The organism is Mesorhizobium sp. B2-4-19, from assembly GCF_006441315.1.
In the GTDB taxonomy this organism is placed as follows: Bacteria; Pseudomonadota; Alphaproteobacteria; order Rhizobiales; family Rhizobiaceae; genus Mesorhizobium.
The window spans coordinates 285,564-307,080 of sequence record NZ_VFUV01000002.1 but is presented as its reverse complement, the minus strand read 5'-3'; the positions used below and the strand labels follow the sequence as shown (position 1 = coordinate 307,080).

Sequence of the window (21,517 nt, the reverse complement as noted above, 5' to 3'; positions counted from 1 at the left end):
CTGCCATGCGGCGTCGACGCGACGCACTTGTTGCTTTGTTATGCCGCCTCCACGGGCGGGTGCGTTGGATGGTGCAGAAGGGCACATTGCATCAAACCGATCTGCGCCGCTTCGCCCGAAAGGACCAGCGGGGAATGGCCCGGGAGAGCCATGCCATGGCGGCCAAAGCTGCCGCCGGGAATGGACGTGCGGGGATGCTCGGCTCCTGGCTCTTGGGTCGATCTCATGATGAGGAGTGGCCGCGCAGTGTCGCAGCCACTCTTGCCATCGTGCTTGCCGCTGCCTCTCAGCCCTGGCTATTCGACGATGCAGCTATTCCACGATCCGGAAGATCTGCCACAGGCTGGTACCCGACACTACATAGGGCTCCAACTCCTTGCCCCACTTGGCGTGTGCGTCGATCTTGCTGATCTTGGCGAACATCGCCTCCAACTGGGCCAGGTTTTCGACCTGATGGTGCGACTCGACTGTCGCTTCGCGTGCGCCGATCGATCCGGTCATGATCTGGAACTTCAGCTCGGCGAGGCCGACCTGCGAGCCAATCTCGCGTTCCCATTTCTTCAACAGGTCGAGCACGGTCTGTTTATGCCCGAACTTCGCGTCGATCTGCCATCTAGCGCTGAACATGCTGGTTCCTCCCAAGGTTGAGTTGGCGGCTGTTTGCCTATTCGTCCCAGGCTTGCACGACGGTCTGCCGCGCGATCCGCCCGTTCTTCAACTCCAGCATCGCGGCGGCGAACACTTTCGTACCGTCCGGATAGGCGCAGGCCTGGGTGAAGGCGAGGCTGTCGCCGTCGGCGATCGTGGTGTCGACCTTGTGGGTCATCGCCCGGCTGCAGATGTCGTCCCAGAAGGTGGCGATCGCCGCGCGCCCGCGGACTTCCCGCGGCTTGCTCGGCGGGTTGTTGCGGTCGATCACCCGCACCAACGCGTCGTCGGCATAGAAACTAGACAGCATCTTGCCATCGCGGCTCTCGATCGCCTTCTTGATCGCCGCGCCATCCACGACTTGAGTCTTGGTCAGCATCTTATCCTCCATATGCCCGTCTTCACGATCGGGCGGTTGATATTCAATAGGGGCTGCCCGACGCTCGCCGCCAGGCAGGGGTTCTCACTGCGACTTCGCCTTGACGGCCGCGAAGACGTCGTCGGTCTGCTTCTTGAAAGTGGCGAGATCGACCTGGCTGCCATTGAGCATCGTCGACCAATGGCGCACGATCGCCGCCATCGCGATCGTCTCCTTGATCTCCTCGTCGCTCGCGCCGTTGAGCTTGGCGGCCTCGGTATGGAAATAAATGCAGTACTGGCAAGGTATCTGCGAGGCCACCGCAAGGCCCATCAGTTCCTTGGTCTTGCCGTCCAGAGCGGTTTTCGGGTTGAGCTGGACGCCCTTGATCTCGGCCCAGGCGCCGGCGACCGCCACGTCAGGCAGTGTCTTGAACATGTCCGGCACTGAGCCGAGCGTCGCCTGGATGTCCTTGTAGGCGGCTGTCGCCGACGCATCCTCGGCCTTTGCGGGAGAGAGCGTGAACAGCGCGCCAATCCCTGCCGCGATCACAAGTGATCTCACATTCAGTTTTGACTCGAGCATTTCATCCTCCGTTCGCAGTGCCCTTCCGGCGATATCCGCCTGGCCTGCATGGGGGAATTGATAGCGCTTACATCCGCCTGGCCGCTTCGCCCGAAAGCGCCATGGCTCTCATGGCCCGTCCGGGCCAGTGTGCCGGACCGAGAATACCGCCGCCGCCGCTCGCGACGGCAGGTCGAGCTTGAGCAATATGTTGGCGACGTGGCGCTTGACCGTGTGTTCGCTCAGCCTGAGCTCGGCTGCAATCGCGGCATTGCTCTTGCCGTCGGCAATCAGGCTCACCACCTCGCTTTCCCTCGCCGTCAGCACGGCCGGTTCGGTCGCTTTGGTCCTGGCGCGGCAGTCAGGCTCCAGATGCTGTTCCGACATTGCCCGCACCAGCGCCATCGGCTCGTCCAGATCGTCCGGCGTGACCCGGCTGGCGTCTTCGAAATGCAGGCCTGAGCCGGTTGCCAGATCAGCGACCAGCCGCGACGCCAGGATATCGCCCCGGCTGGCGTGCGCCGCGATCTGCATCGTCACGCGGGCCGTCAGCCCCACTGGCGGCCCGCGCAGTTCGATCTCCCCGACATGCGCGCCCTGCGCGCTGGCCACGCCGATGCCTTGCGCTGCCTCGCGCAGCGCCGCTGCACAGCGTATGGCGCGCGCCGGTCCATCGAAGCGCGAAATCATCATCTCGCCCTGCCTACCCAGGGCTCGGCCGCCATGGCGCCCGACCAGCAACCGCCAGGTTTCCTGGAAGCGCTCGCTGCGCTCGCTCCACATACGGTCGCCCATCCGCGTCGTATCGTAGATGCGCGTCACCAGAAGTGCCGCCAGCACGCGGTCCGCTTCGGCGACGGCGCGCTCGCCGGTCAGGAATTCCTCGATCAGGTCGGCGACCCGGTCGACATCGCCGGTCCAGATCGGATGGTCGCGCCCCGGAATCTCGACCAGCCGCGCATTCGGGATTTTCTTGGCCAGGAAGCGGCTGGCGTCGGGATCGACCCGCGCATCGTTGCGGCGATGGATCAGCAGGGTCGGCGCGCAGATCGTCGCCAGCACACCACGTACGTCGATTTCCGCATTCATTCGCGCCAGTGCCGCCGCTGCCGTCGGGCTTGCCGACAGCCGCTCGAAACGCGCCCACCACTGGGTAAAATGCGCGTCGTCGACCCGGCCCGGCGCGAAATTCGGCAAGGTCGCACCGGTGCCCCAGGCCGTCTCGGCCGTGGCGATGAAGGCATTGAGGCGTTCGGGTGGCATCACCCATTTGTGGAAGTGCGCATAGCCGCCATAGAGCGCCAGCGCGCGCGTCCGTTCTGGATAGGTGGCGGCGAACAGCATTGCCATCGGCGCGCCTTCTGAAGCGCCAAGCAGGGCGGCGCGACCGCTGCCGGCGGCGTCCATCACCGCGCGCACATCGTCCATACGCGTTTCAAGACTGGGCAGGTTGTGCGCATCGACACGGTCGGAAAGGCCGGTGCCGCGCTTGTCGAACAGGATCAGCCGCGAGAACGCCGAAAGCCGCCTCAGGAGTCTTGCATAGCCCTCGTCTTCCCAATGCAGGTCGAGATTGGAAATGAAGCCCGGGACGAAGACAAGATCAAGCGAGCCCTGGCCGACCACCTGATAGGCGATCCGCGCCTCGCCACTGAGGGCATATCGGGTCTCGATCGGCCTCACGAGTTTCTTCCGCCCGGCCTGACGATTTCTGATCGGCAACCATAGCAGAGCCGCGTCGATAGCGGCAGCTCAAACTTTAGTGGAAATGAATATAAGCTCGCGCAGCCGGCTTGCGGCTACTTTTGCGACGCGGCGGCGTCGGCCGGGAAGGGTTCGAGCCCGAGCTTGAGATCGGCCTCGGCTGGCGTGATCGGCCGCTTGATCCTGGCCGATGCCGCCACGACGAGTTCGTCGAAGCCTTCGCCGCTGTCCAGCAGTTCGAAGAACTGCCGCCGCATCCTCGGTTCCCAGAATTTGTTGATGTGCTCGGCGATGCCGGCAACACCTTCCTCGCGCGACTTGGAATGGAAGAAGGCCGCGATCTGGTTGGCCATGCGCACCAGCTTTTCGCTGGTGCTCGTGATGTGGTCTTCGTCATGCGACATGCTGGGCAACTCCCAAAACCACCCGGTCGGGGTGGGTGAAAACATCGAAATCCTCGCCGCGCACCAGCGCCACCAGCGTCATGCCGGCCTCATCGGCCGTGCGGATGGCAAGCGCGGTCGGCGCCGAGACGGCGATGATGAAGGCCGAGCCGATCGCCGCCGTCTTCTGCACCATTTCGACCGACACGCGCGACGTCACCACAACGGCGCCCGAGGCGCCGTCAATACCGGCTTTGGCCAACGCGCCTGCGAGCTTGTCCAGGGCATTGTGGCGGCCGACATCCTCGCGCGCCATGACGACGCCCTTGCCGGGAATATAGAAGCCGGCGGCATGCACGGCTCCGGTTTCCTGATGCAGCGGCTGCACCTTCGACAGCAGCTTGACGGAGCGGACGATGTCGTCGGCATCAAGCGTAAGTTTTGACGCACCAACGGCGTCGACGGACCGCATCGCTTCCTCGATGGATTCAATGCCGCACAGCCCGCAGCCAACCGGCCCGGCAAGCCTGCGCCGCCGCGCCTCAAAGCGTGTATTGGCCTGATCCTTCAGCCGGATCTGGATATCGATGCCGGCGCCATGATCCTCGACTTCGATCGCCTCGATCTCTTGCGGGTCGGCAATGATGCCTTCCGTCAGCGAGAAGCCGAGCGCGAAATCCTCGAAGTCGGCGGGGCTCGCCATCATCACCGCATGCGTGGTTCCGGCAAAGGAAAACGCCACCGGGGTCTCCTCCGGCACCATGCGGTTGGCAACAGCCGTGCCGCTGGCGCGGTGCGCCAGCCGCGATATCTCAGTCGTTGCTTTGCGGCGCGCGGCCACGGCTACTCCGCCGCCTGCAGCGAGGCGATGCGGCGGCTGTTCCTGGCCTGCTCGTCATACTCGCGTTGCCAGTCCGACGGGCCGTTCGAGGCGCCGACCTGCACCGCCGTCACCTTGTACTCCGGACAGTTGGTCGCCCAGTCCGAGAAGTCGGTGGTGATGACGTTGGCCTGCGTGTCCGGATGGTGGAAGGTGGTGTAGACCACACCCGGCGACACCCGGTCGGTGATCAGCGCCCGCAGCGTCGTCTCGCCGGAGCGGCTGGTCAGCCGCACCCAGTCGCCATCGCGCAGGCCGCGGTTCTCGGCATCGTGCGGGTGGATCTCCAGCCGGTCCTCCGAGTGCCACATGACGTTGTCGGTGCGCCGCGTCTGCGCGCCGACATTGTACTGGCTGAGGATGCGGCCGGTGGTCAAAAGCAGCGGGAAGCGCGGCCCGGTCCTCTCGTCCGTCGCGACATATTCGGTGCGGATGAACTTGCCCTTGCCGCGCACGAAACCGTCTATGTGCATGATCGGCGTTCCGAGCGGCGCCTTCTCGTTGCACGGCCACTGCACCGATCCGACGCGGTCGAGCAACTCGAAGGAGACATTGGCGAAGCTCGGCGTCGTCTGGGCGATCTCGTCCATGATCTGCGACGGATGCGTGTAGTTCCAGTCGAGCCCGATCGCGCGGGCAAGCTCCTGCGTCGCCTCCCAGTCGGCATAGCGCGCCTTCGGTTCCAGCACCTTGCGCACCATGTTGATGCGCCGCTCGGCATTGGTGAAGGTGCCGTCCTTTTCCAGGAAGGTCGAGCCCGGCAGGAAGACATGCGCGTAATTCGCCGTCTCGTTGAGGAAGAGATCGTGCACGACGACGCATTCCATGGCGGCGAGACCGCCCGCGACATGCTTGGTGTCGGGATCGGACTGCAAGATGTCCTCGCCCTGGATGTAGATGCCCTTGAAGGAGCCGTCGACGGCGGCATCCAACATGTTGGGAATGCGCAGGCCGGGTTCGTCGTCCAGCTTCACGCCCCAAAGGCTCTCATAGATATCGCGCACGGCTTCGCCGGAGATATGGCGATAGCCGGGCAGTTCGTGCGGGAAGGAGCCCATGTCGCACGAGCCCTGCACATTGTTCTGGCCACGCAGCGGATTCACGCCGACGCCCGGGCGGCCGATATTGCCGGTGGCCATGGCGAGGTTGGCGATCGCCATCACCGTGGTCGAGCCCTGGCTGTGCTCGGTGACCCCGAGGCCGTAATAGATCGCACCATTGCCGCCCTTGGCGTAGAGCCGTGCGGCACCCCGGATCAGTTCCGGGTCGACGCCGGAAAGCTTGCCGACGGTCTCAGGGCTGTTCTCCGGCAAGGCGACGAAGGAGGCCCAGTCCTGGAACTCCGTCCAGTCGCAGCGTTCGCGGATGAAGGTTTCGTCGAAAAGCCCTTCGGTAACGATGACATGCGCCAGTGACGTCAGCACCGCCACGTTGGTGCCGGGCTTCAGCGGCAAGTGATAGTCGGCCTCGATATGCGCCGACTTGACCATCTCGGTGCGGCGCGGATCGAGCACGATCAGCTTGGCGCCCTGGCGCAGCCGCTTCTTCAGCCGCGAGGCGAACACCGGATGGGCGGAAACCGGATTGGCGCCGATGACGACCGCGACGTCGGTGAATTCGACGGAGTCGAAATCCTGCGTGCCGGCCGAGGTGCCGTAGGTCTGGCCGAGCCCGTAGCCGGTCGGCGAATGGCAGACGCGGGCGCAGGTGTCGACATTGTTGTTGCGGAAACCCTGCCGCACCAGCTTCTGCACGAGATAGGTCTCCTCATTCGTGCAGCGCGAGGACGTGATGCCGCCGATCGAGGTGCGGCCGTATTGATACTGGATCCGGCGGAATTCCTTGGCCGTGTGGGCGATCGCCTCTTCCCAGCTCACCTCCCGCCACGGATCGCTGATCCTCTCGCGGATCATCGGCGACAGGATGCGGTCCTTGTGGGTGGCGTAGCCATAGGCGAAGCGGCCCTTGACGCAGCTATGGCCATGGTTCGCCTTGCCGTCCTTGTAGGGCATCATGCGGATGACTTCGTCGTCCTTCACCTCGGCCTTGAACGAGCAGCCGACGCCGCAATAGGCGCAGGTGGTAACGGCCGAGCGTTCCGGCATGCCCTTCTCGAGCACCGTCTTCTCGCGCAGCGCGTCGGTCGGGCAGGCCTGCACGCAGGCGCCGCAGGACACGCATTCGGAAGCGATGAAATCCTCATGCATGCCGGCGACCATGCGCGATTCGAAACCGCGGCCCTCGATGGTCAGCGCGAAGGTGCCCTGCACCTCCTCGCACGCCCGCACGCAGCGCGAGCAGACAATGCACTGCGCCGGATCATAGGTGAAATAAGGATTGGATTCGTCGCGGGCGATGTAGTCGACCGCCAGCGAGCCATGGCCGGGCGCCACGCCGTCTTCCTGCTTGACGTGGTTGCGGCCCTCGACGCCGTAGCGGTTCTCGGTCAGACCGACCGATTTCGCCACCGTGTCGAATTCGCTGGCGCCGGTGCCGGCCTTCTCGTTCCAGCCGGTCGGATGGTCGGAGACGTAAAGCTCCATGACGCCGCGGCGGATGGCGTCGAGCCGGTCGGACTGCGTGCGCACCACCATGCCTTCGCCGACCGGCGTCGTGCAGGACGCCGGCGTGCCGCCGCGCCCTTCGATCTCGACCAGGCAGACGCGGCACGAGCCGAACGAGTCCAGCATGTCGGTGGCACAGAGCTTCGGGATCTCGACACCACCTTCCATAGCGGCGCGCATGATCGAGGTGCCTTCCGGAACCGTGATGCTGCGGCCGTCGACGCTGAGCGTGATCTGCTTTTGCGCCCGCGATTCCGGGGTTCCGTAGTCGATCTCTTCGATCAGTGTTGGGAAGTCGGCCTTGATGTTCATCTGCCAGCTCCTACTCAGCGGCCACGCGCGCCGGCGCGGGCTTGAAATCTTCGGGGAAATGCGTGATCGAACTCATCACCGGGTAGGGCGTGAAGCCGCCCAGCGCGCACAGCGAACCGAACTTCATCGTGTTGCAGAGGTCGGTGACCAAAGCGAGATTCTTTTCCGGCTCGATCCCGGCGGCAAGCCTGTCGATGGTCTCGATGCCGCGCGTCGAGCCGATGCGGCAAGGCGTGCACTTGCCGCAGCTTTCGATGGCGCAGAACTCCATGGCAAAGCGCGCCTGCTTCAGCATGTCGGCCGTGTCGTCGAACACGGTGATGCCGGCATGGCCGATCAGCCCGTCGCGCTTGGCGAATTCTTCATAGTCGAACGGCGTGTCGAACAGGGCGCGCGGGAAATAAGCGCCGAGCGGGCCGCCGACCTGTACTGCCTTCACCGGACGGCCAGTGGCCGTGCCGCCGCCGATGTCATCGACGATCTCGCCCAGCGTCAGGCCGAAGGCGGTCTCGAACAGGCCGCCATTCCTGACATTGCCGGCGATCTGGATCGGGATGGTGCCGCGCGAGCGGCCCATGCCGAAATCCTTGTAGAAGGCCGCACCCTTGTCCATGATGATCGGCACCGAGGCCAGGCTGATGACGTTGTTGATCACCGTCGGCTTGCCAAACAGGCCCTGGATGGCCGGCAGCGGCGGCTTGGCGCGCACCACGCCGCGCTTGCCTTCGAGGCTGTTCAGCAGCGAGGTTTCCTCGCCGCAGACATAGGCGCCGGCGCCGACGCGGATTTCCATGTCGAAGGCGTTGGGCGAACCCAGCACATTGACGCCGAGGACGCCGGCCTTGCGGGCGATTTCGACGGCCTTGTTCATTGTCGCCACCGCATGCGGATATTCCGAGCGGATATAGACAAAGCCCTTGGTCGCTCCGGTGGCGATGCCGGCGATCGTCATCCCCTCGATCAGCACGAAGGGGTCGCCCTCCATGATCATGCGGTCGGCGAAAGTCGCGCTGTCGCCCTCGTCGGCGTTGCAGACGATGTATTTGCGCTCGGATGTCGTATCCAGCACCGTCTTCCACTTGATCCCGGTCGGGAAGCCTGCGCCGCCACGGCCACGCAGGCCTGAGTCGGTAACCTGCTTGACAATATCGGCCGGCGCCATGGCCACGGCGTTCTGCAAACCCTTGAGCCCGCCAAGCGATTTGTATGCGTCGAGCGACAGCGGGTCGTTGATGCCGCAGCGGGCAAAGGTCAGCCGGGTCTGCTTGGCCAGGAACGGGATCTTGTCGGGCGCGCCGAGCCAGCGCTTGTGGTGGCCACCGGTGAGGAAGCCGCTGTCGAACAGGCTCTTGACGTCGGAAGGCTTGACCGGTCCGTAGGCGACGCGGCCGTTGGCGGTCGCCACTTCGACCATCGGCTCGAGGAAATAGGCGCCGCGCGAGCCGTTGCGGACGATCTTGGCCTCGATGCCACGCTCGGCGAGTTCCGCGCGAACAGCCTTGGCGACCTTCTCGGCGCCGAGCGCCAGCGCGCCGGAATCGCCGGGAATGTAGATGCGGGGGATCATGAGCGCACCTCGGCAAGGATCTCGTCGATCTTCTCGTCATCGAGCCGCCCGATCACCTCGCCGTCGAGCATCGCCGACGGCGAACAGGCGCAAAGCCCGAGGCAATAGACCGGCTCGAGTGTAACCGATCCGTCGCTTGTGGTCTCGTGGAAACCGATGCCCAGCAACTCTTTGACCTTGGCGGCGACGGCATCCGAGCCCATCGACTGGCAGGCTTCCGCCTGGCACAGCTTGAGGACATGCCGCCCGGCCGGGCGGGCACGGAAATCATGGTAGAAGGTGACGACGCCGTGCACCTCGGCCCTGGAGAGATTGAGCCCATCGGCGATAACGGGCAGGGCCGCCTGCGGCACATGGCCGAATTCCTCCTGGATCTCGTGCAGGATCGGCAGCAATGGGCCTTCGAGGCCCTTCATCTCTTGGATAATCGCCGCCGTGCGCGATGCGATCTCGGTACTTGCAGGCTGCATCGTCATGCAGCGCCCTCCCTGGTCGGTAGCGCTCTAGCGCTAAGTCGTTACAAAAACAGAGGAAACCAGCGAAATCAATAAAGCTGATCCGTCGCTTGATAGAAATCTTCTATCAAATGCGCTCAGCCGCCATTCTCTACCCTAGCGATGGGCGCGGAAATCGTCTGCCAGCGCCATTGCCTCGTCCAGCAGCGCCTGCACCAGCGGCGTGTGCGGCTCGCGCGGCGCGGCCACCAGGCCGACCGTGTGGCTGGCGTCGGGCTCGACGATCGGAATGGCCCGGATCGGCTCTGAAAAGCCGAATGTTTCCGCAAGGTTGAGCGGCATGACCGACGACCATTTGCCGGTGTGGATGTGCGAGAACAGCACGATCATCGAGTTGGATTCAAGCGTCGGCCGTACCTCCACGCCGGCCTCGGCCAGATGCTGGTCGATGATGCGGCGGTTCTGCATATCCGGCGTCAGCAGGCACAGCGGCAACCGGCTGATCTCGGCCCATGTCACTTTGTCGCGGTCAAAATAGGGGTTTCCGACCGCCGTGATCAGCTGATAGCGCTCGTCATACAGCGGCACGCTGGTGACCCGCCCGAGCGGCTCGTTGTCGAGATAGGTGATACCGGCATCGATGTCGAAATTGCCGAGCAGCGACAAGACTTCGATCGAGGTGCGCGACAGCACCGAAAAGGTGACGCCCGGGTGCTTTTCGCGAAACGGCGTCGTCAGCCGCGCCACCATGGCAAGTGCGGTCGGGATGGCGGCAATGCGGATGCGTCCGGAAAGGCCGTGGCGCGCCGCGCGCATCTCCTCGCGCATGCTCCTTGAATCACCGACGATGCGACGCGCCCAGACCAGCACCTGCTTGCCTTCCGGCGTCAGCCCCTGGAACCGCGACCCGCGATTGACCAGCATGACGCCGAGTTGCCCCTCCAATTGCTTGATGCCGGCCGACAAGGTCGGCTGGGTGACCCCACAGGCCTCCGCCGCCCGGCCGAAATGCTCTTCCTTGGCCAATGCGATGAAGAATTCGAGTTTGTCGATCATGCCATCCTTCCGGTCATCATGCGCAGGCTCGGGGAAATTCGCCTTTGCCGCAAGTGCCATGCGTAATCGTTCCGCATCCTGGGCTGGGCTGGTTCTGCAAGCTGCTGCCGCGCGAAGATCGTTTCTTCGAGCTGTTCGAGCGGCATTCCCGCACGGTGGTCGGCGGCGCGGAAGCGCTGCAGCACCTGCTTCAGGCAAGGACATCGATCGCTGGTGCCAGAAGATCGCTGAAACCGGCGGCGCCATCACGCTGTTCGCCGCCACCTGGCTTGGTGTTCCCGTATCGACCACGCATATGATTACCGGCGCCATCATCGGCGTCGGGGCCGCCCGCCGCGTCTCGGCGGTGCGCTGGGGCATCGCCGGCAACATCGTCATTGCCTGGATCGTCACCTTGCCGGCGACGGCGGCGGCTCTCACTTATTTCGTCTTCCGTCACGAACCTGGCAGGCTGACGCGGAGCCCCGAAGCCTATTTGTCGACGAGGTTCAGGATGTTGCCGTCCGGGTCCTTGAACCATGCGACCTTCATGCCTTGGCCGACATGGATGTCGCCCTTGATCGTCAGGCCGGGCATTTCGTAATGCTCGAAGACAACGCCTTTCGATTTCAATGATTTGACGACAGTCTCGATCCGATCGCCCACCGTCCACGTCACCGCCGTCGCCTTGTTGGTACCTGCGAATTGGGAATGGTAGACATTGATGAGCGTGTCGCCGCTTTTGTAGACGACAAGCTCGCCGCCCATGTCGTCGACCTGCTTGAGGCCTAGCGTGCCTTCATAGAAGGCCTTTGCCTTTGCCAGGTCCTTGACCGCCAGATTGGCCGTTGCGTTGCTGTTTTCGAGCATGACCGTCTCCTTCCTGGATTGTCGTGTCCTCGCTCAGGCAACCGAAATAGGGCACGCGGCCCGTTTGGCCATCGGCAATCGGCCGGAAGCGTCATCCGGCAAAAATCCGACAGCATCGGTCGTTTTCCGAGGCACGCCGGGCAAGCCTTTGCGTCACGGCTTGGTTCTCGCTGGAAACTGCACTATCTGGATTGCCAAACGCCGAGGAAAGATCATGTCCGTCACCAAGGAAATCGTCACCGAGCGCCTGAAGACGGTCAACGGGCCGGACTTCACCGGCAACATCGTCGATCTCGGCATGGTTTCCGAGATTTTCATCGCCGATTCGAAAGTCTTCTTCTCGATCACCGTTCCCGCCGCCAGGGCGCAGGAAATGGAACCGCTGCGCGCCGCCGCGGAGCGCGTGGTCAAGGCAATTCCAGGGGTTGCCGGCGCCGTGGTGGCGCTGACTGCAGAGAAGAAAGGCGGCGGCATGGAGGCGCCGGTGCCAGCGCGCCCCGCGACCAGACCGGCACCACCAGCCGCTGCCGCCCCGCGCCCCGCGCCGCATGCTCCCGCCTCGCACAGTTCGGGCAAGCGCGGCGTGCCCGGTATCGAAGCGATCATCGCGGTTGCTTCCGGCAAGGGCGGCGTCGGCAAGTCGACCACCGCCGTCAATCTGGCGCTTGGCCTTGCCGCCAACGGCTTGCGGGTCGGCGTGCTCGATGCCGACATCTACGGCCCGTCCATGCCGAAGCTGCTCAACATCCATGGCCGGCCACAGACGGTTGACGGCAAGATCCTGAAGCCGATGGAGAATTACGGCCTCAAGGTGATGTCGATGGGCTTCCTCGTCGATGAGGAGACGCCGATGATCTGGCGCGGGCCGATGGTGATGTCGGCGCTGACGCAGATGCTGCGCGAGGTCGAATGGGGCCGGCTCGACGTGCTTGTCGTCGACATGCCGCCCGGAACCGGCGACGCGCAGCTGACCATGGCGCAGCAGGTGCCGCTGGCCGGCGCCGTCATCGTCTCGACGCCGCAGGACCTGGCGTTGATCGATGCCCGCAAGGGGCTGAACATGTTCAAGAAGGTCGACGTACCGCTGCTCGGCATCGTCGAGAACATGAGCTATTTCATCGCGCCCGATACCGGCAAGCGCTACGACATTTTCGGCCATGGCGGCGCGCGTCGCGAGGCCGAACGCCTCGGCGTCACCTTCCTCGGCGAGGTGCCGCTGGAAATGGGCATCCGCGAAAGCTCGGATGCCGGGGCGCCGGTGGTTGTCTCGAAGCCCGATGGCGCCGAAGCGAAAACCTATCGCGATATCGCCGCCAAGGTCTGGGACAGGGTCAATGAAGAGCGCGGCGCGGCCGAAGCGGCGGTGCCGAGCATCGTCTTCGAGTGACCTCTTTTTGGTTTTGACGCAAATCCCAAGGGAAAGCCCTACGCGCTTTCCCCGGGAAGACCGTTTCACACTTTTCCTGGCATTGCTCTGGCGGGAGGGTCAGCCGCCGACCTTCTCGCCAAAACTCGAAAAGAACTGCCCCGCCAGTTTCTTCGACGTCGATTCGATCAGCCGGCTGCCGAGCTGGGCAATCTTGCCGCCGACATCGGCCTTGGCCGCGTATTTGAGCACCGTGGCATCCGGCCCATCCTCGGTCAGCGTCACGTCGGCGCCGCCCTTGGCAAAGCCGGCAATGCCGCCCTTGCCTTCGCCCTGGATGGTGTAGGAATGCGGCGGCTTGAGATTTTTCAGCATCACTTCGCCGTTGAAGGTCGCCTTGATCGGCCCAATCTTCAGCACCACCGTCGCGGCCATCTCGGTCGGCGACTTCATGTCGAGGCTCTGGCAACCGGGAATGGTCGCCTTCAAAACCTCGGGATCGTTCAGCGCTTCCCAGACTTTTTGCAGGGGTGCGGCAATGCGTTCCTCGCCTTCGATCACCAAAGCCATCAAGAACCTCCCGGAAACAATGGTTTGAAGCCCTAGCGCAGAGGTGCTGTTGTGTCTATCGCACCAAAGTGCGGGTTGGGAACGCGCGTGCCCCTTGCTTGCATTGACGCGTTGTCATATCGATTTGTCATACAAATACGGAGACCGTGATGGCCGGCGCCCCCACCAAGAAGAAAAAATTCCGCTCGCAGGAGTGGTTCGACAACCCCGACAACCCCGGCATGACGGCGCTCTATCTCGAGCGCTACCTGAATTACGGGCTGACGCGCGCCGAACTGATGTCGGGCAAGCCACTGATCGGCATCGCCCAGACCGGCTCGGATCTGTCGCCGTGCAACCGCCACCATATCGAGCTCGCCAAGCGCGTGCGCGAAGGCATCGTCTCGATGGGCGGCATTCCCTTCGAATTCCCATGCCATCCGATCCAGGAGACCGGCAAGCGCCCGACCGCTGCCCTTGACCGCAACCTTGCCTATCTCAGCCTCGTCGAGGTGCTCTACGGCTACCCGCTCGACGGCGTCGTGCTGACCATCGGTTGCGACAAGACGACGCCGGCGCTGCTCATGGCGGCAGCCACGGTCAACATCCCGGCCATCGCGCTGTCGGTCGGTCCTATGCTCAACGGCTGGCACAAGGGCAAGCGCACCGGCTCCGGCACCATCGTCTGGGAATCGCGCCAGCGCCTGTCGGCCGGCGAGATCGACTATGATGAGTTCATGGATATCGTCGCCTCCTCGGCGCCCTCGACCGGCTACTGCAACACGATGGGCACCGCCACCACGATGAATTCGCTGGCCGAGGCGCTCGGCATGCAATTGCCGGGTTCAGCCGCTATCCCCGCCCCCTATCGCGAGCGCGGCCAGATTTCCTATGAGACGGGAAAACGCATTGTCGAGATGGTACATGAGGATTTGAAGCCGTCCGACATCATGACGAGAGAGGCTTTCGAGAACGCCATTGTGGTCAATTCGGCCATTGGCGGCTCGACCAACGCGCCTATCCATCTCAACGCCATCGCCCGCCACCTCGGCGTCAAGCTCGACAATGACGACTGGCAGACGGTCGGCCTCAATGTGCCGCTGCTGGTTAATTTGCAGCCGACAGGCGAATATCTGGGCGAGGATTATCATCACGCCGGCGGCGTGCCGGCGGTCATCGCCGAACTGATGAAGGGCGGGCTGTTGCCGCATCCCGGCGCGCGCACGGTCAACGGCAAGTCGATCGGTGAGAATAGCGAGGGCGTCGCCAATGAAAACACCGACGTCATCCGCAGCGTCGACAAGCCGCTGAAGGTCAATGCCGGCTTCATCAACCTCAGCGGCAATCTGTTCGATTCGGCGATCATGAAGACCAGCGGCATCTCACCGGAATTCCGCGAGCGCTACCTCTCCAATCCGAAGGACCCGGAAGCCTTCGAAGGCAACGCCATGGTCTTTGACGGGCCGGAGGATTACCACGCCCGCATCGACGATCCGGCGCAAGGCATCGACGAGCACACGATCCTGTTCATGCGCGGCGCCGGCCCGGTCGGCTATCCCGGCGGTGCCGAGGTCGTCAACATGCAGCCGCCGGCATACCTCATCAAGAAGGGCATTCATGCGCTGGCCTGTATCGGCGACGGCCGCCAGTCGGGCACGTCGGGCTCGCCGTCGATCCTCAACGCCTCGCCGGAAGCCGCCATTGGCGGCGGGCTGGCGCTGCTCAAGACAGGCGACCGCGTCCGCATCGACCTGAACAAGGGCACCGCCAACATTCTGGTCAGCGACGAAGAGATCGCCAAGCGGCGCGCGGCGCTGCAGGGCAATGGCGGCTACCACTATCCGCAGCACCAGACGCCATGGCAGGAAATCCAGCGCGGCATGGTCGACCAGTTCGACCAGGGCATGGTGCTGAAGCCGGCGGTGAAATACCAGGATGTCGCTCACACGAAGGGCATTCCGCGGGACAACCATTGATTGCTCCGGGGGACAATCACAGACGCTGAATCGGCGGCGGCCTTGTCAATCGGGCGGCCGTCGTTTTCCGTTCAGCGTGGTTCGTTCCGGTCGAGGCCGGTCACCATCCTTGACAAGCGCTCGCAACAATTCCACCATTGTAGCCAAGGGGTGCATCGCGACGACCCCGTGAGGCGTCAGCCCAACGTTCGCGTCCAGGCTTCTCTATCAGGAGGTGGACGCCATGCCGTCAACAACCGCTATCACCGTATCGCAACTGTCCCGTCTGGTCGGCCTGCCGGGAGCCCCGGCAATCATCGATGTTCGCATCGATGAGGATTTCGACGCCGATCCGCGCCTGCTGCCGGCCTCGATCCGGCGTGGCTTCAAAACCGTTTCGACCTGGGCGCCCGATTTCGCCGGCAAGCCTGTGGTGGTCGTCTGCCAGAAAGGCCTGAAGCTTTCGCACGGTGTCGCCGCATGGCTGCGCCATGAGGGGATTCCCGCCGAATCCCTCGAAGGCGGGTTCGAAGCCTGGCGCGAGGCAGACGGGCTCTTGGTCAGCACCGACAAATTGCCACCGCGCGACGAAAAGGGCCGCACTGTGTGGGTGACGCGGGCACGCCCGAAGGTCGACCGCATCGCCTGCCCCTGGCTGATCCGACGTTTCGTCGATCCTCATGCGGTCTTCCTGTTTGTTGAGGCAGCCGAAGTGCCTGCTGTCGCCGACCGCTTTCAGGCCGTGCCTTTCGACATAGACGATGTGTTCTGGAGCCATCGCGGTGAACGCTGCACCTTCGATACGATGATCGAGGAATTCGGGCTGGAATCCACCGCACTCGACCGCCTCGCCGCGATCGTGCGCGCGGCCGACACCGCAAGGCTCGATCTGGTGCCCCAGGCGTCCGGCTTTCTGGCTGCCTCGCTTGGCCTGTCGCGGATGTTTCGCGACGACCTGGAACAATTGGAAGCAGGCATGCTGCTCTACGATGCGTTCTTCCGCTGGTGTCGAGACGCCACCGAGGAAACGCACAACTGGCCCAGCGCGGGTAAACCGTCATGAGCGCCGTTGTGCCTGCGCACGGGTCCGGGAACGTCGAGGCGCCGGCTGTGCCGACCTTTGCCGAAGCCGTGAAGGTCTGGGCGAAGATCGGACTGCTCAGCTTTGGCGGGCCGGCCGGGCAGATCGCCCTCATGCACAGGGAACTGGTCGAGGAGCGGCGCTGGGTCGGCGAGCAGCGTTTCCTGCATGCGCTGAACTACTGCATGCTGTTGCCTGGCCCGGAAGCCCAGCAACTCGCCATCTATATTGGCTGGCTGCTGCACAGGACGATCGGCGGCCTTGTCGCCGGCATCCTGTTCGTCGTGCCCGGCGCGCTCGTCATGCTGATCCTGAGCAGCCTCTACGTGCTTTATGGCGACATGCCGCTCGTCGAGGCGCTTTTCCTCGGGGTGAAGGCGGCGGTGCTTGCCATCGTCATCGAGGCGGTGATCCGGATCGGACGGCGCGCCCTGAAAAACCCGGCCATGGTGTCGATCGCGGTCGCGGCCTTCGTCGCCATCTACGCGTTGAGTGTGCGGTTCCCGCTGATCATCCTGCTCGCCGGCCTGACAGGATGGCTGGGGGACCGCCTCGCTCCTGGTCTCTTCTCCGGTTCGGCGCACGGCAAGGATGATGGTCCCGATATCAAGGGAGCGGTCGACCTGATGTTCGAGCGCGGCGAACTGACCCATGTCAAACCGACCAGATGGCATGCGCCGCGCACTCTCGCGATCTGGCTGCCGATATGGCTCGGACCGGTTCTCCTGATCTGGTTGTTCACCGGCTCTGCCAGTGTGTGGACCGAGATAGGCCGGTTCTTCAGCCTGATGGCGGTCGTCACCTTCGGTGGCGCCTATGCGGTGCTGGCCTATGTCGCGCAGGCAGCCGTCCAGTCCTTCGGCTGGCTGGCTCCCGGTGAAATGGTCGATGGGCTTGGGCTCGCCGAGACCACGCCTGGCCCGCTCATCCTGGTGCTGCAGTTTGTCGGCTTCATCGCTGCGTTCCGTCACTCCGGGTCGCTGAACCCATTGCTCGCCGGATCGCTCGGAGCGCTGCTGACGCTGTGGGCGACCTTCACGCCGTGTTTCTTCTGGATATTCCTTGGCGCGCCCTATATCGAGGCCCTGCGCGGCAACAGGACCTTGTCGGCGGCGCTCGGTGCGATCACCGCCGCCGTTGTCGGCGTCGTCATGAATCTCGCTTTGTGGTTTGCCTTGCACGTCGTTTTCCGTGAAGTGCACGCAATAAGCCTCGGCATGAATGTGCCGGTGCTTTCGTCGATCGACTGGCGTGCTGCGCTGCTTTCCTTGGCCGCGATGATCGCCATCCTGAAGCTGAAGATCGGCATGCTGCCGACGCTCGCCGGATCGGCCCTTGCCGGTGTCTTGCTGCTGCTGGCGGCCAGCGGCTAGACGCCCGCCGCCTTTGTATTCCGCTTTCCAACCACCTAAGTGGTTGGAAACGGATTGGAACATCATGGCGCAACGACGCTCTTCCCTCGGCTTCCTCGGCATGTTCGGCCGCTCGGGCGACCTGAGGCAGCTCGATACCGCCTTGCGCGGCGCCGACCTGCATCCAGCCCTCGTGCCGGAGGGCGTGAAGCTCACAATCGTCAATCTGATGAAGGATCGCTGGCCCGACGAGCCACCGCCACAGGCCTATCCGGACGTGGCGCGGCTGTTCAGCTATTGTATCGCCGGTCCGGAAACCTTCGAAAGCGCGCATGGCTTGCAGCAGCGGCAGGACGTCGAACGCCGGATCGAGGCCGCGGTGGAAGCCGGCGGCAGTTTCGACGCCCAGATCGTGCTGATGGCTCTGCACGCCAAGCTGATCAATGCAGAGGTCGTCGAGCGCTTTGGGCTGGGCGCCGACTAGGGCATTGATCATCAGGCGATGATGCCGGTCCGCAAACCGGCTATCCACCCATATTGGCGCGCGGCAGCTTGATCATGTCGCCGAAGCGGGCGCGCAGTTTGTCGTCGAGCAGTTTTGCGACATGGCGCGGGAAACGCTCGGCCAGGATGCGCTTCTTCTCGATGATCGCGCGCTGCAATATGTCGGGACGGCCCTTCTCGTTCCATTCCTTCGGCGAAAACCGGTCGCCGACGGCCGGGTAGAAATACTCCGTCTGCATCAGCCGCAGCGTCTGCTCGTTGCCGAGATAGTGGCCTGGCCCTTTCAGGCAGACTTCGGCGATGGTATCGATCGACAGCGCTTCGTCGGTCACCTCGATGCCGCGCACGCAGCGCAGGCAATGGCCGAGCATGTCATTGTCGATGATCAGGCTTTCCAGGCAGAAGCCGAGCAGCGAGGCATGCATGCCGGCAGATTCATAGACGAGGTTGAGCCCGGCAAGGCCGGCCATCACGTCGGTGATGCCCTTTTCGTAGCCTGACTGGATGTCGGGCAGTTTCGAATCCGTCATGCCGGCGGCCGAACCGCCCGGCAGATCGTAGAACTGCGCCATCTGCGCGCAGGCCGCAGTCAGCACCGCCTGTTCGGCCGAGCCGCCCGACATGGCGCCGGTCCGCAGGTCCGACACGAACGGCCAGGTGCCGAAGATTGCCGGATGCCCCGGCTTGATCGCGTTGACATAGACCAGGCCGGCCAGCACTTCGGCCACGGCCTGCACCACGGCACCGGCAATCGCCGCCGGAGCGGTCGCACCCGCCTGGCCGGCTGACAAAAGCAGGATCGGGATGCCGCCTTCGACGCAGGCCTCGAGCACGCCGCAGGCGTCCTCGGCGAATTTCATCGGCGGCACGACGAAGCAGTTGGAGTTCGACACGAACGGTCGGGCGCGGAAATTCTCCTCGCCGCCGGCAATGGCATAGAGCATTTCCAGCGCCGGCTGCACGTTCTCGCGCACCGTGAACGAGGTGCCGACATGCTTGGACGTGCCCATCACGCAGGCATAGAGCGTGTTGAAGTCCATTTCGAGCGGATCGGGAATATCGCGCGGCACCATCGGCCGCTGGAAGAAATGGATGTTGTCGAGCCCGTCGACGATGCGGGCGGCGTCATAGATGTCCTGCAGCAGCGATTCGCGGTATTCGCGCTTCTCGACATCGACCAGATGCACGGCGGCGCCGGCCGTGCCGTAGTGCACGCGCTTGCGCTGGATCACCATGTCGTGTTTCGGGTCCTGGCCGTGCAAGGTGAAATTGCGTGCCGCTTTTTTGATGGTATCGAGCACCAGAGCGCGCGGGAAACGGATACGGCCATCATCGCCATAGGTGGCGCCGGCCTTGGTCAGCGCCTCGATGCAAGAGGGGATGGCATTGGCGAAGCCGACCGTCTCCAGCAGCGTCAGCACTGCCTCGTGGATGCGCTCCTGGTCGTTGCCGCGCAACGGTCCGTAGCTGCCGCCCTCGAGACCGGCGCGTACCGGCCTGATGTCGTCGGCGAGCGGCGCTGCCCGCATCGCGCGGCGCGCTTCGCGTCCACCGGAGCGGCGCGAGCGCTGATCCGCCGCCGCTTCCTGCTTTTCAAGAACCACTGACATGGAGGCACTCCACCTTTTCTCGGAAACAGGGCGGCGGTTGGTCCACCATCGGCTGCTTCTTCCCCTTTGTGCCACGACTATGCCGCCGGCATTGGCACAGACCATGAGCCAGCCGGTCTGGTTGCATATGCCAGCGCTAAAGGAAACGGGGCCGCGATTGGGCGGCCCCGGTCAAAGGATCAGATAAGTGGATCAGGCGGCGGCGGGCCTGCGTCCGGCGGCCGTGGCCAGTTCCCGGATGCCTGGCTCGATGTGCTGCAGCGCGATCGAGGAAATGCCCAACCGCATGAAACGCGAAGGCTTTTCGGTGCGGTCGAAGAAGCGGTCTCCCGGCTCGATGATGACGCTGCGCGAGGCCGCAGCCTCGGCCAAACCGCGGGAATCGGTGCCGCGCGGGCCTTCGAGCCAGAGCGACGTGCCGCCGGCCGAGTCGGTCGAGCGCCATTCCGGCAGGAAAGCGGAAATCGCATGGACCAGACGCTTGCGCCGCTCGTCGAAGGCGCTCGACAGACGCCGCACCAACGCCTCGTGATGGCCGAGCGACAGGAAGAGCGCCACGGCACGCTGGTTGTTGGCCGGCGGATGGCGCAGCATGAAGCGGCGCAGTGCCCTCAGCTCCGAGATTAGTCCAGCAGAGGCCACGATATAGCCAAGCCGCAGGCCGGGAGCCAGCGTCTTGGACATCGAGCCGACATAGACGACGCGGCCCGAACGATCGAGGCTCTTCAGCGCCTGCTGCGGCGCCTCGTCGAGAAGCTGGCTGTCATAGCCGTCCTCGATGATGATCTGGTTGTGCCGGTTGGCGCGCGCCAGAAGGTCCTGCCGCCGCTCGGCCGACAATGGCACCATGGTCGGGCAATGATGGCTGGGCGTGACGAAGACGAAGCCGGAATCGTTGGGGATAGAAGAGGTTACGATGCCGGATTGGTCGACCGGCACCGGCTGGATGTCGGCGCCCGCAAGCCGGAAGATCGAGCGTGCGTCGGGGTAGCCGGGGTCTTCCATCGCCACCTTCGAGCCCTTGGTCATCAGCAGCGAAGCCAGCATGTAGAGCGCGTTCTGGGCGCCAAGCGTGACGATGATCTCGTCGGGATTGGCGAAGATGCCGCGCCGGGGCAAGAGCCGCGCCTGGATCTGCTCGATCAGCAGCGGATCGTCGCGATCGACCATGTCGGACGCCCAGTTGCGGATTTCGAGCACCGCCAGCGCCATGCGGTTGCACTCGCGCCATTCGGCGGTCGGGAACAGCGCCGGGTCGAACTGGCCGTAGACGAAGGGATAGGACGACTTGATCCAGTTCTCGTGCTTGGCCGGCGGCGGCATATCGCTGGCGGCGATCTGCCGGCGTGCCTTCCAGTCGATCTCATTGGCCTGGTCGGGCGCCTTCTGGTGCGGCTTGGCCGGTGTTGCCAGCACGTCGGGATTGACGAAATGGCCGCGCCGCTCGCGCGCCACCAGGAACCCCTGGTCGACGAGCTGCTGGAAGGCCAGAACCACCGTCCCGCGCGCGACGCCCAGCTTCTCGGCCAGGATGCGGCAGGAGGGAAGCGGCATCGAGGCGGCGATCTGCCGGTCGAGAATGGCGGCCACGATGGCCTGGCGGATCTGCGCCTGCAGGGTTTGGCCGGATTCGGCCGAAATCCGGAACAGGCCGGACCATATGGCCGTGTCGTTGCGCTGTGGCATGGGAAATCTTCCTCGGATGGCCAGCCATTTTCATTTGGCTGGACCAGTCGAGTGTATGGGTGGCACAAGGGGTT

19 protein-coding genes and 2 pseudogenes are annotated in these 21,517 nt (G+C 64.1%); 7 read left to right on the top strand and 14 right to left on the bottom strand.

Annotated elements, in window-relative coordinates:
* Window positions 1-312: 312 nt before the first annotated feature.
* The 10 genes from FJ546_RS04710 to FJ546_RS04665 all read right to left on the bottom strand — a co-directional run bounded on the left by FJ546_RS04710 (window position 313) and on the right by FJ546_RS04665 (window position 10,491).
* Window positions 313-627, bottom strand: coding sequence for a hypothetical protein (locus FJ546_RS04710; RefSeq protein ID WP_140888288.1), 315 nt, complete (start codon window positions 625-627; stop codon window positions 313-315).
* A gap of 37 nt (window positions 628-664) precedes the next feature.
* A complete protein-coding gene (locus tag FJ546_RS04705; protein ID WP_027047699.1) occupies window positions 665-1,027 on the bottom strand; it encodes a nuclear transport factor 2 family protein in 363 nt (120 codons plus the stop codon).
* Window positions 1,028-1,111: 84 nt separating this feature from the next.
* The gene (locus FJ546_RS04700) at window positions 1,112-1,591 is read right to left on the bottom strand and encodes a carboxymuconolactone decarboxylase family protein (protein ID WP_140888287.1); all 480 of its coding nucleotides are present in this window, start codon (window positions 1,589-1,591) and stop codon (window positions 1,112-1,114) included.
* 108 nt (window positions 1,592-1,699) lie between these two features.
* Complete coding sequence (locus FJ546_RS04695; protein WP_140888286.1) at window positions 1,700-3,253, bottom strand: alpha/beta fold hydrolase; 1,554 nt, start codon at window positions 3,251-3,253, stop codon at window positions 1,700-1,702.
* A gap of 116 nt (window positions 3,254-3,369) precedes the next feature.
* Window positions 3,370-3,678, bottom strand: a complete 309-nt coding sequence (locus tag FJ546_RS04690; RefSeq protein WP_140888285.1) for a formate dehydrogenase subunit delta — start codon at window positions 3,676-3,678, stop codon at window positions 3,370-3,372.
* Complete coding sequence (gene fdhD / locus FJ546_RS04685; protein WP_140888284.1) at window positions 3,668-4,498, bottom strand: formate dehydrogenase accessory sulfurtransferase FdhD; 831 nt, start codon at window positions 4,496-4,498, stop codon at window positions 3,668-3,670. Before fdhD ends, FJ546_RS04690 begins: the two co-directional genes overlap by 11 nt.
* A gap of 2 nt (window positions 4,499-4,500) precedes the next feature.
* Window positions 4,501-7,413, bottom strand: coding sequence for a formate dehydrogenase subunit alpha (gene fdhF, locus FJ546_RS04680; RefSeq protein ID WP_140888283.1), 2,913 nt, complete (start codon window positions 7,411-7,413; stop codon window positions 4,501-4,503).
* Window positions 7,414-7,423: 10 nt separating this feature from the next.
* Window positions 7,424-8,980 carry an NADH-quinone oxidoreductase subunit NuoF gene (locus FJ546_RS04675; RefSeq protein WP_140888282.1) on the bottom strand — a complete coding sequence of 519 codons (1,557 nt, stop codon included), beginning with the start codon at window positions 8,978-8,980 and terminating at the stop codon, window positions 7,424-7,426.
* On the bottom strand, window positions 8,977-9,456 hold the full coding sequence (locus FJ546_RS04670; RefSeq protein WP_140888281.1) for a formate dehydrogenase subunit gamma: 480 nt from the start codon (window positions 9,454-9,456) through the stop codon (window positions 8,977-8,979). The genes FJ546_RS04675 and FJ546_RS04670 overlap by 4 nt, the downstream gene beginning before the upstream one ends.
* A gap of 135 nt (window positions 9,457-9,591) precedes the next feature.
* Window positions 9,592-10,491, bottom strand: coding sequence for a LysR family transcriptional regulator (locus tag FJ546_RS04665; protein ID WP_140888280.1), 900 nt, complete (start codon window positions 10,489-10,491; stop codon window positions 9,592-9,594).
* An 83-nt stretch (window positions 10,492-10,574) separates the two neighbouring features.
* Here FJ546_RS04665 and FJ546_RS31490 point away from each other — a divergent pair.
* Together FJ546_RS31490 and FJ546_RS04655 are read left to right on the top strand one after the other, a co-directional pair.
* A pseudogene (locus FJ546_RS31490) lies at window positions 10,575-10,723 on the top strand (nuclease PIN); the annotation flags it as partial.
* Window positions 10,718-10,918, top strand: a pseudogene (locus tag FJ546_RS04655) (inorganic phosphate transporter); the annotation flags it as partial. The pseudogenes FJ546_RS31490 and FJ546_RS04655, both read left to right, overlap by 6 nt.
* Before the next feature lie 44 nt (window positions 10,919-10,962).
* Here the strand turns inward: FJ546_RS04655 and FJ546_RS04650 are convergent.
* Window positions 10,963-11,340: a VOC family protein gene (locus FJ546_RS04650; RefSeq protein WP_140888279.1), complete on the bottom strand. Its 378-nt coding sequence runs from the start codon at window positions 11,338-11,340 to the stop codon at window positions 10,963-10,965.
* Between the two features lie 214 nt (window positions 11,341-11,554).
* On the opposite strand from FJ546_RS04650, the gene FJ546_RS04645 reads away from it, so the two are divergent.
* On the top strand, window positions 11,555-12,727 hold the full coding sequence (locus FJ546_RS04645; protein ID WP_140888278.1) for an Mrp/NBP35 family ATP-binding protein: 1,173 nt from the start codon (window positions 11,555-11,557) through the stop codon (window positions 12,725-12,727).
* 99 nt (window positions 12,728-12,826) lie between these two features.
* On the opposite strand, the gene FJ546_RS04640 is transcribed toward FJ546_RS04645, so the two are convergent.
* Window positions 12,827-13,276 carry a carbon monoxide dehydrogenase subunit G gene (locus FJ546_RS04640; protein WP_140888277.1) on the bottom strand — a complete coding sequence of 150 codons (450 nt, stop codon included), beginning with the start codon at window positions 13,274-13,276 and terminating at the stop codon, window positions 12,827-12,829.
* Window positions 13,277-13,425: 149 nt separating this feature from the next.
* Here FJ546_RS04640 and FJ546_RS04635 point away from each other — a divergent pair, with 149 nt between their 5' ends.
* From FJ546_RS04635 to FJ546_RS04620, 4 genes are all read left to right on the top strand, one after another.
* Window positions 13,426-15,231, top strand: a complete 1,806-nt coding sequence (locus FJ546_RS04635) for an IlvD/Edd family dehydratase (protein ID WP_095787215.1) — start codon at window positions 13,426-13,428, stop codon at window positions 15,229-15,231.
* A 223-nt stretch (window positions 15,232-15,454) separates the two neighbouring features.
* On the top strand, window positions 15,455-16,273 hold the full coding sequence (locus tag FJ546_RS04630) for a chromate resistance protein ChrB domain-containing protein (RefSeq protein WP_140888276.1): 819 nt from the start codon (window positions 15,455-15,457) through the stop codon (window positions 16,271-16,273).
* Window positions 16,270-17,664 carry a chromate transporter gene (chrA, locus tag FJ546_RS04625; protein WP_140888275.1) on the top strand — a complete coding sequence of 465 codons (1,395 nt, stop codon included), beginning with the start codon at window positions 16,270-16,272 and terminating at the stop codon, window positions 17,662-17,664. The genes FJ546_RS04630 and chrA overlap by 4 nt, the downstream gene beginning before the upstream one ends.
* Window positions 17,665-17,728: 64 nt before the next feature.
* Complete coding sequence (locus FJ546_RS04620; protein ID WP_140888274.1) at window positions 17,729-18,127, top strand: hypothetical protein; 399 nt, start codon at window positions 17,729-17,731, stop codon at window positions 18,125-18,127.
* A 40-nt stretch (window positions 18,128-18,167) separates the two neighbouring features.
* On the opposite strand, the gene FJ546_RS04615 is transcribed toward FJ546_RS04620, so the two are convergent.
* The gene (locus tag FJ546_RS04615) at window positions 18,168-19,757 is read right to left on the bottom strand and encodes a trimethylamine methyltransferase family protein (RefSeq protein WP_140888273.1); all 1,590 of its coding nucleotides are present in this window, start codon (window positions 19,755-19,757) and stop codon (window positions 18,168-18,170) included.
* A gap of 192 nt (window positions 19,758-19,949) precedes the next feature.
* On the bottom strand, window positions 19,950-21,443 hold the full coding sequence (locus tag FJ546_RS04610) for a PLP-dependent aminotransferase family protein (RefSeq protein WP_010913204.1): 1,494 nt from the start codon (window positions 21,441-21,443) through the stop codon (window positions 19,950-19,952).
* Between the last annotated feature and the right edge of the window lie 74 nt (window positions 21,444-21,517).

Bases quoted from the DNA above. Each gene is read 5' to 3' on its own strand.
- FJ546_RS04620 (WP_140888274.1), top strand. From the start codon at position 17,729: ATGGCGCAACGACGCTCTTCCCTCGGCTTCCTCGGCATGTTCGGCCGC.
- FJ546_RS04690 (WP_140888285.1), bottom strand. From the start codon at position 3,678: ATGTCGCATGACGAAGACCACATCACGAGCACCAGCGAAAAGCTGGTG.
- FJ546_RS04710 (WP_140888288.1), bottom strand. From the start codon at position 627: ATGTTCAGCGCTAGATGGCAGATCGACGCGAAGTTCGGGCATAAACAG.
- FJ546_RS04635 (WP_095787215.1), top strand. From the start codon at position 13,426: ATGGCCGGCGCCCCCACCAAGAAGAAAAAATTCCGCTCGCAGGAGTGG.
- fdhF (WP_140888283.1), bottom strand. From the start codon at position 7,413: ATGAACATCAAGGCCGACTTCCCAACACTGATCGAAGAGATCGACTAC.
- FJ546_RS04615 (WP_140888273.1), bottom strand. From the start codon at position 19,757: ATGTCAGTGGTTCTTGAAAAGCAGGAAGCGGCGGCGGATCAGCGCTCG.
- chrA (WP_140888275.1), top strand. From the start codon at position 16,270: ATGAGCGCCGTTGTGCCTGCGCACGGGTCCGGGAACGTCGAGGCGCCG.
- FJ546_RS04705 (WP_027047699.1), bottom strand. From the start codon at position 1,027: ATGCTGACCAAGACTCAAGTCGTGGATGGCGCGGCGATCAAGAAGGCG.
- FJ546_RS04665 (WP_140888280.1), bottom strand. From the start codon at position 10,491: ATGATCGACAAACTCGAATTCTTCATCGCATTGGCCAAGGAAGAGCAT.
- FJ546_RS04640 (WP_140888277.1), bottom strand. From the start codon at position 13,276: ATGGCTTTGGTGATCGAAGGCGAGGAACGCATTGCCGCACCCCTGCAA.
- FJ546_RS04650 (WP_140888279.1), bottom strand. From the start codon at position 11,340: ATGCTCGAAAACAGCAACGCAACGGCCAATCTGGCGGTCAAGGACCTG.
- FJ546_RS04670 (WP_140888281.1), bottom strand. From the start codon at position 9,456: ATGACGATGCAGCCTGCAAGTACCGAGATCGCATCGCGCACGGCGGCG.
- FJ546_RS04700 (WP_140888287.1), bottom strand. From the start codon at position 1,591: ATGCTCGAGTCAAAACTGAATGTGAGATCACTTGTGATCGCGGCAGGG.
- FJ546_RS04630 (WP_140888276.1), top strand. From the start codon at position 15,455: ATGCCGTCAACAACCGCTATCACCGTATCGCAACTGTCCCGTCTGGTC.
- FJ546_RS04645 (WP_140888278.1), top strand. From the start codon at position 11,555: ATGTCCGTCACCAAGGAAATCGTCACCGAGCGCCTGAAGACGGTCAAC.
- FJ546_RS04675 (WP_140888282.1), bottom strand. From the start codon at position 8,980: ATGATCCCCCGCATCTACATTCCCGGCGATTCCGGCGCGCTGGCGCTC.
- FJ546_RS04610 (WP_010913204.1), bottom strand. From the start codon at position 21,443: ATGCCACAGCGCAACGACACGGCCATATGGTCCGGCCTGTTCCGGATT.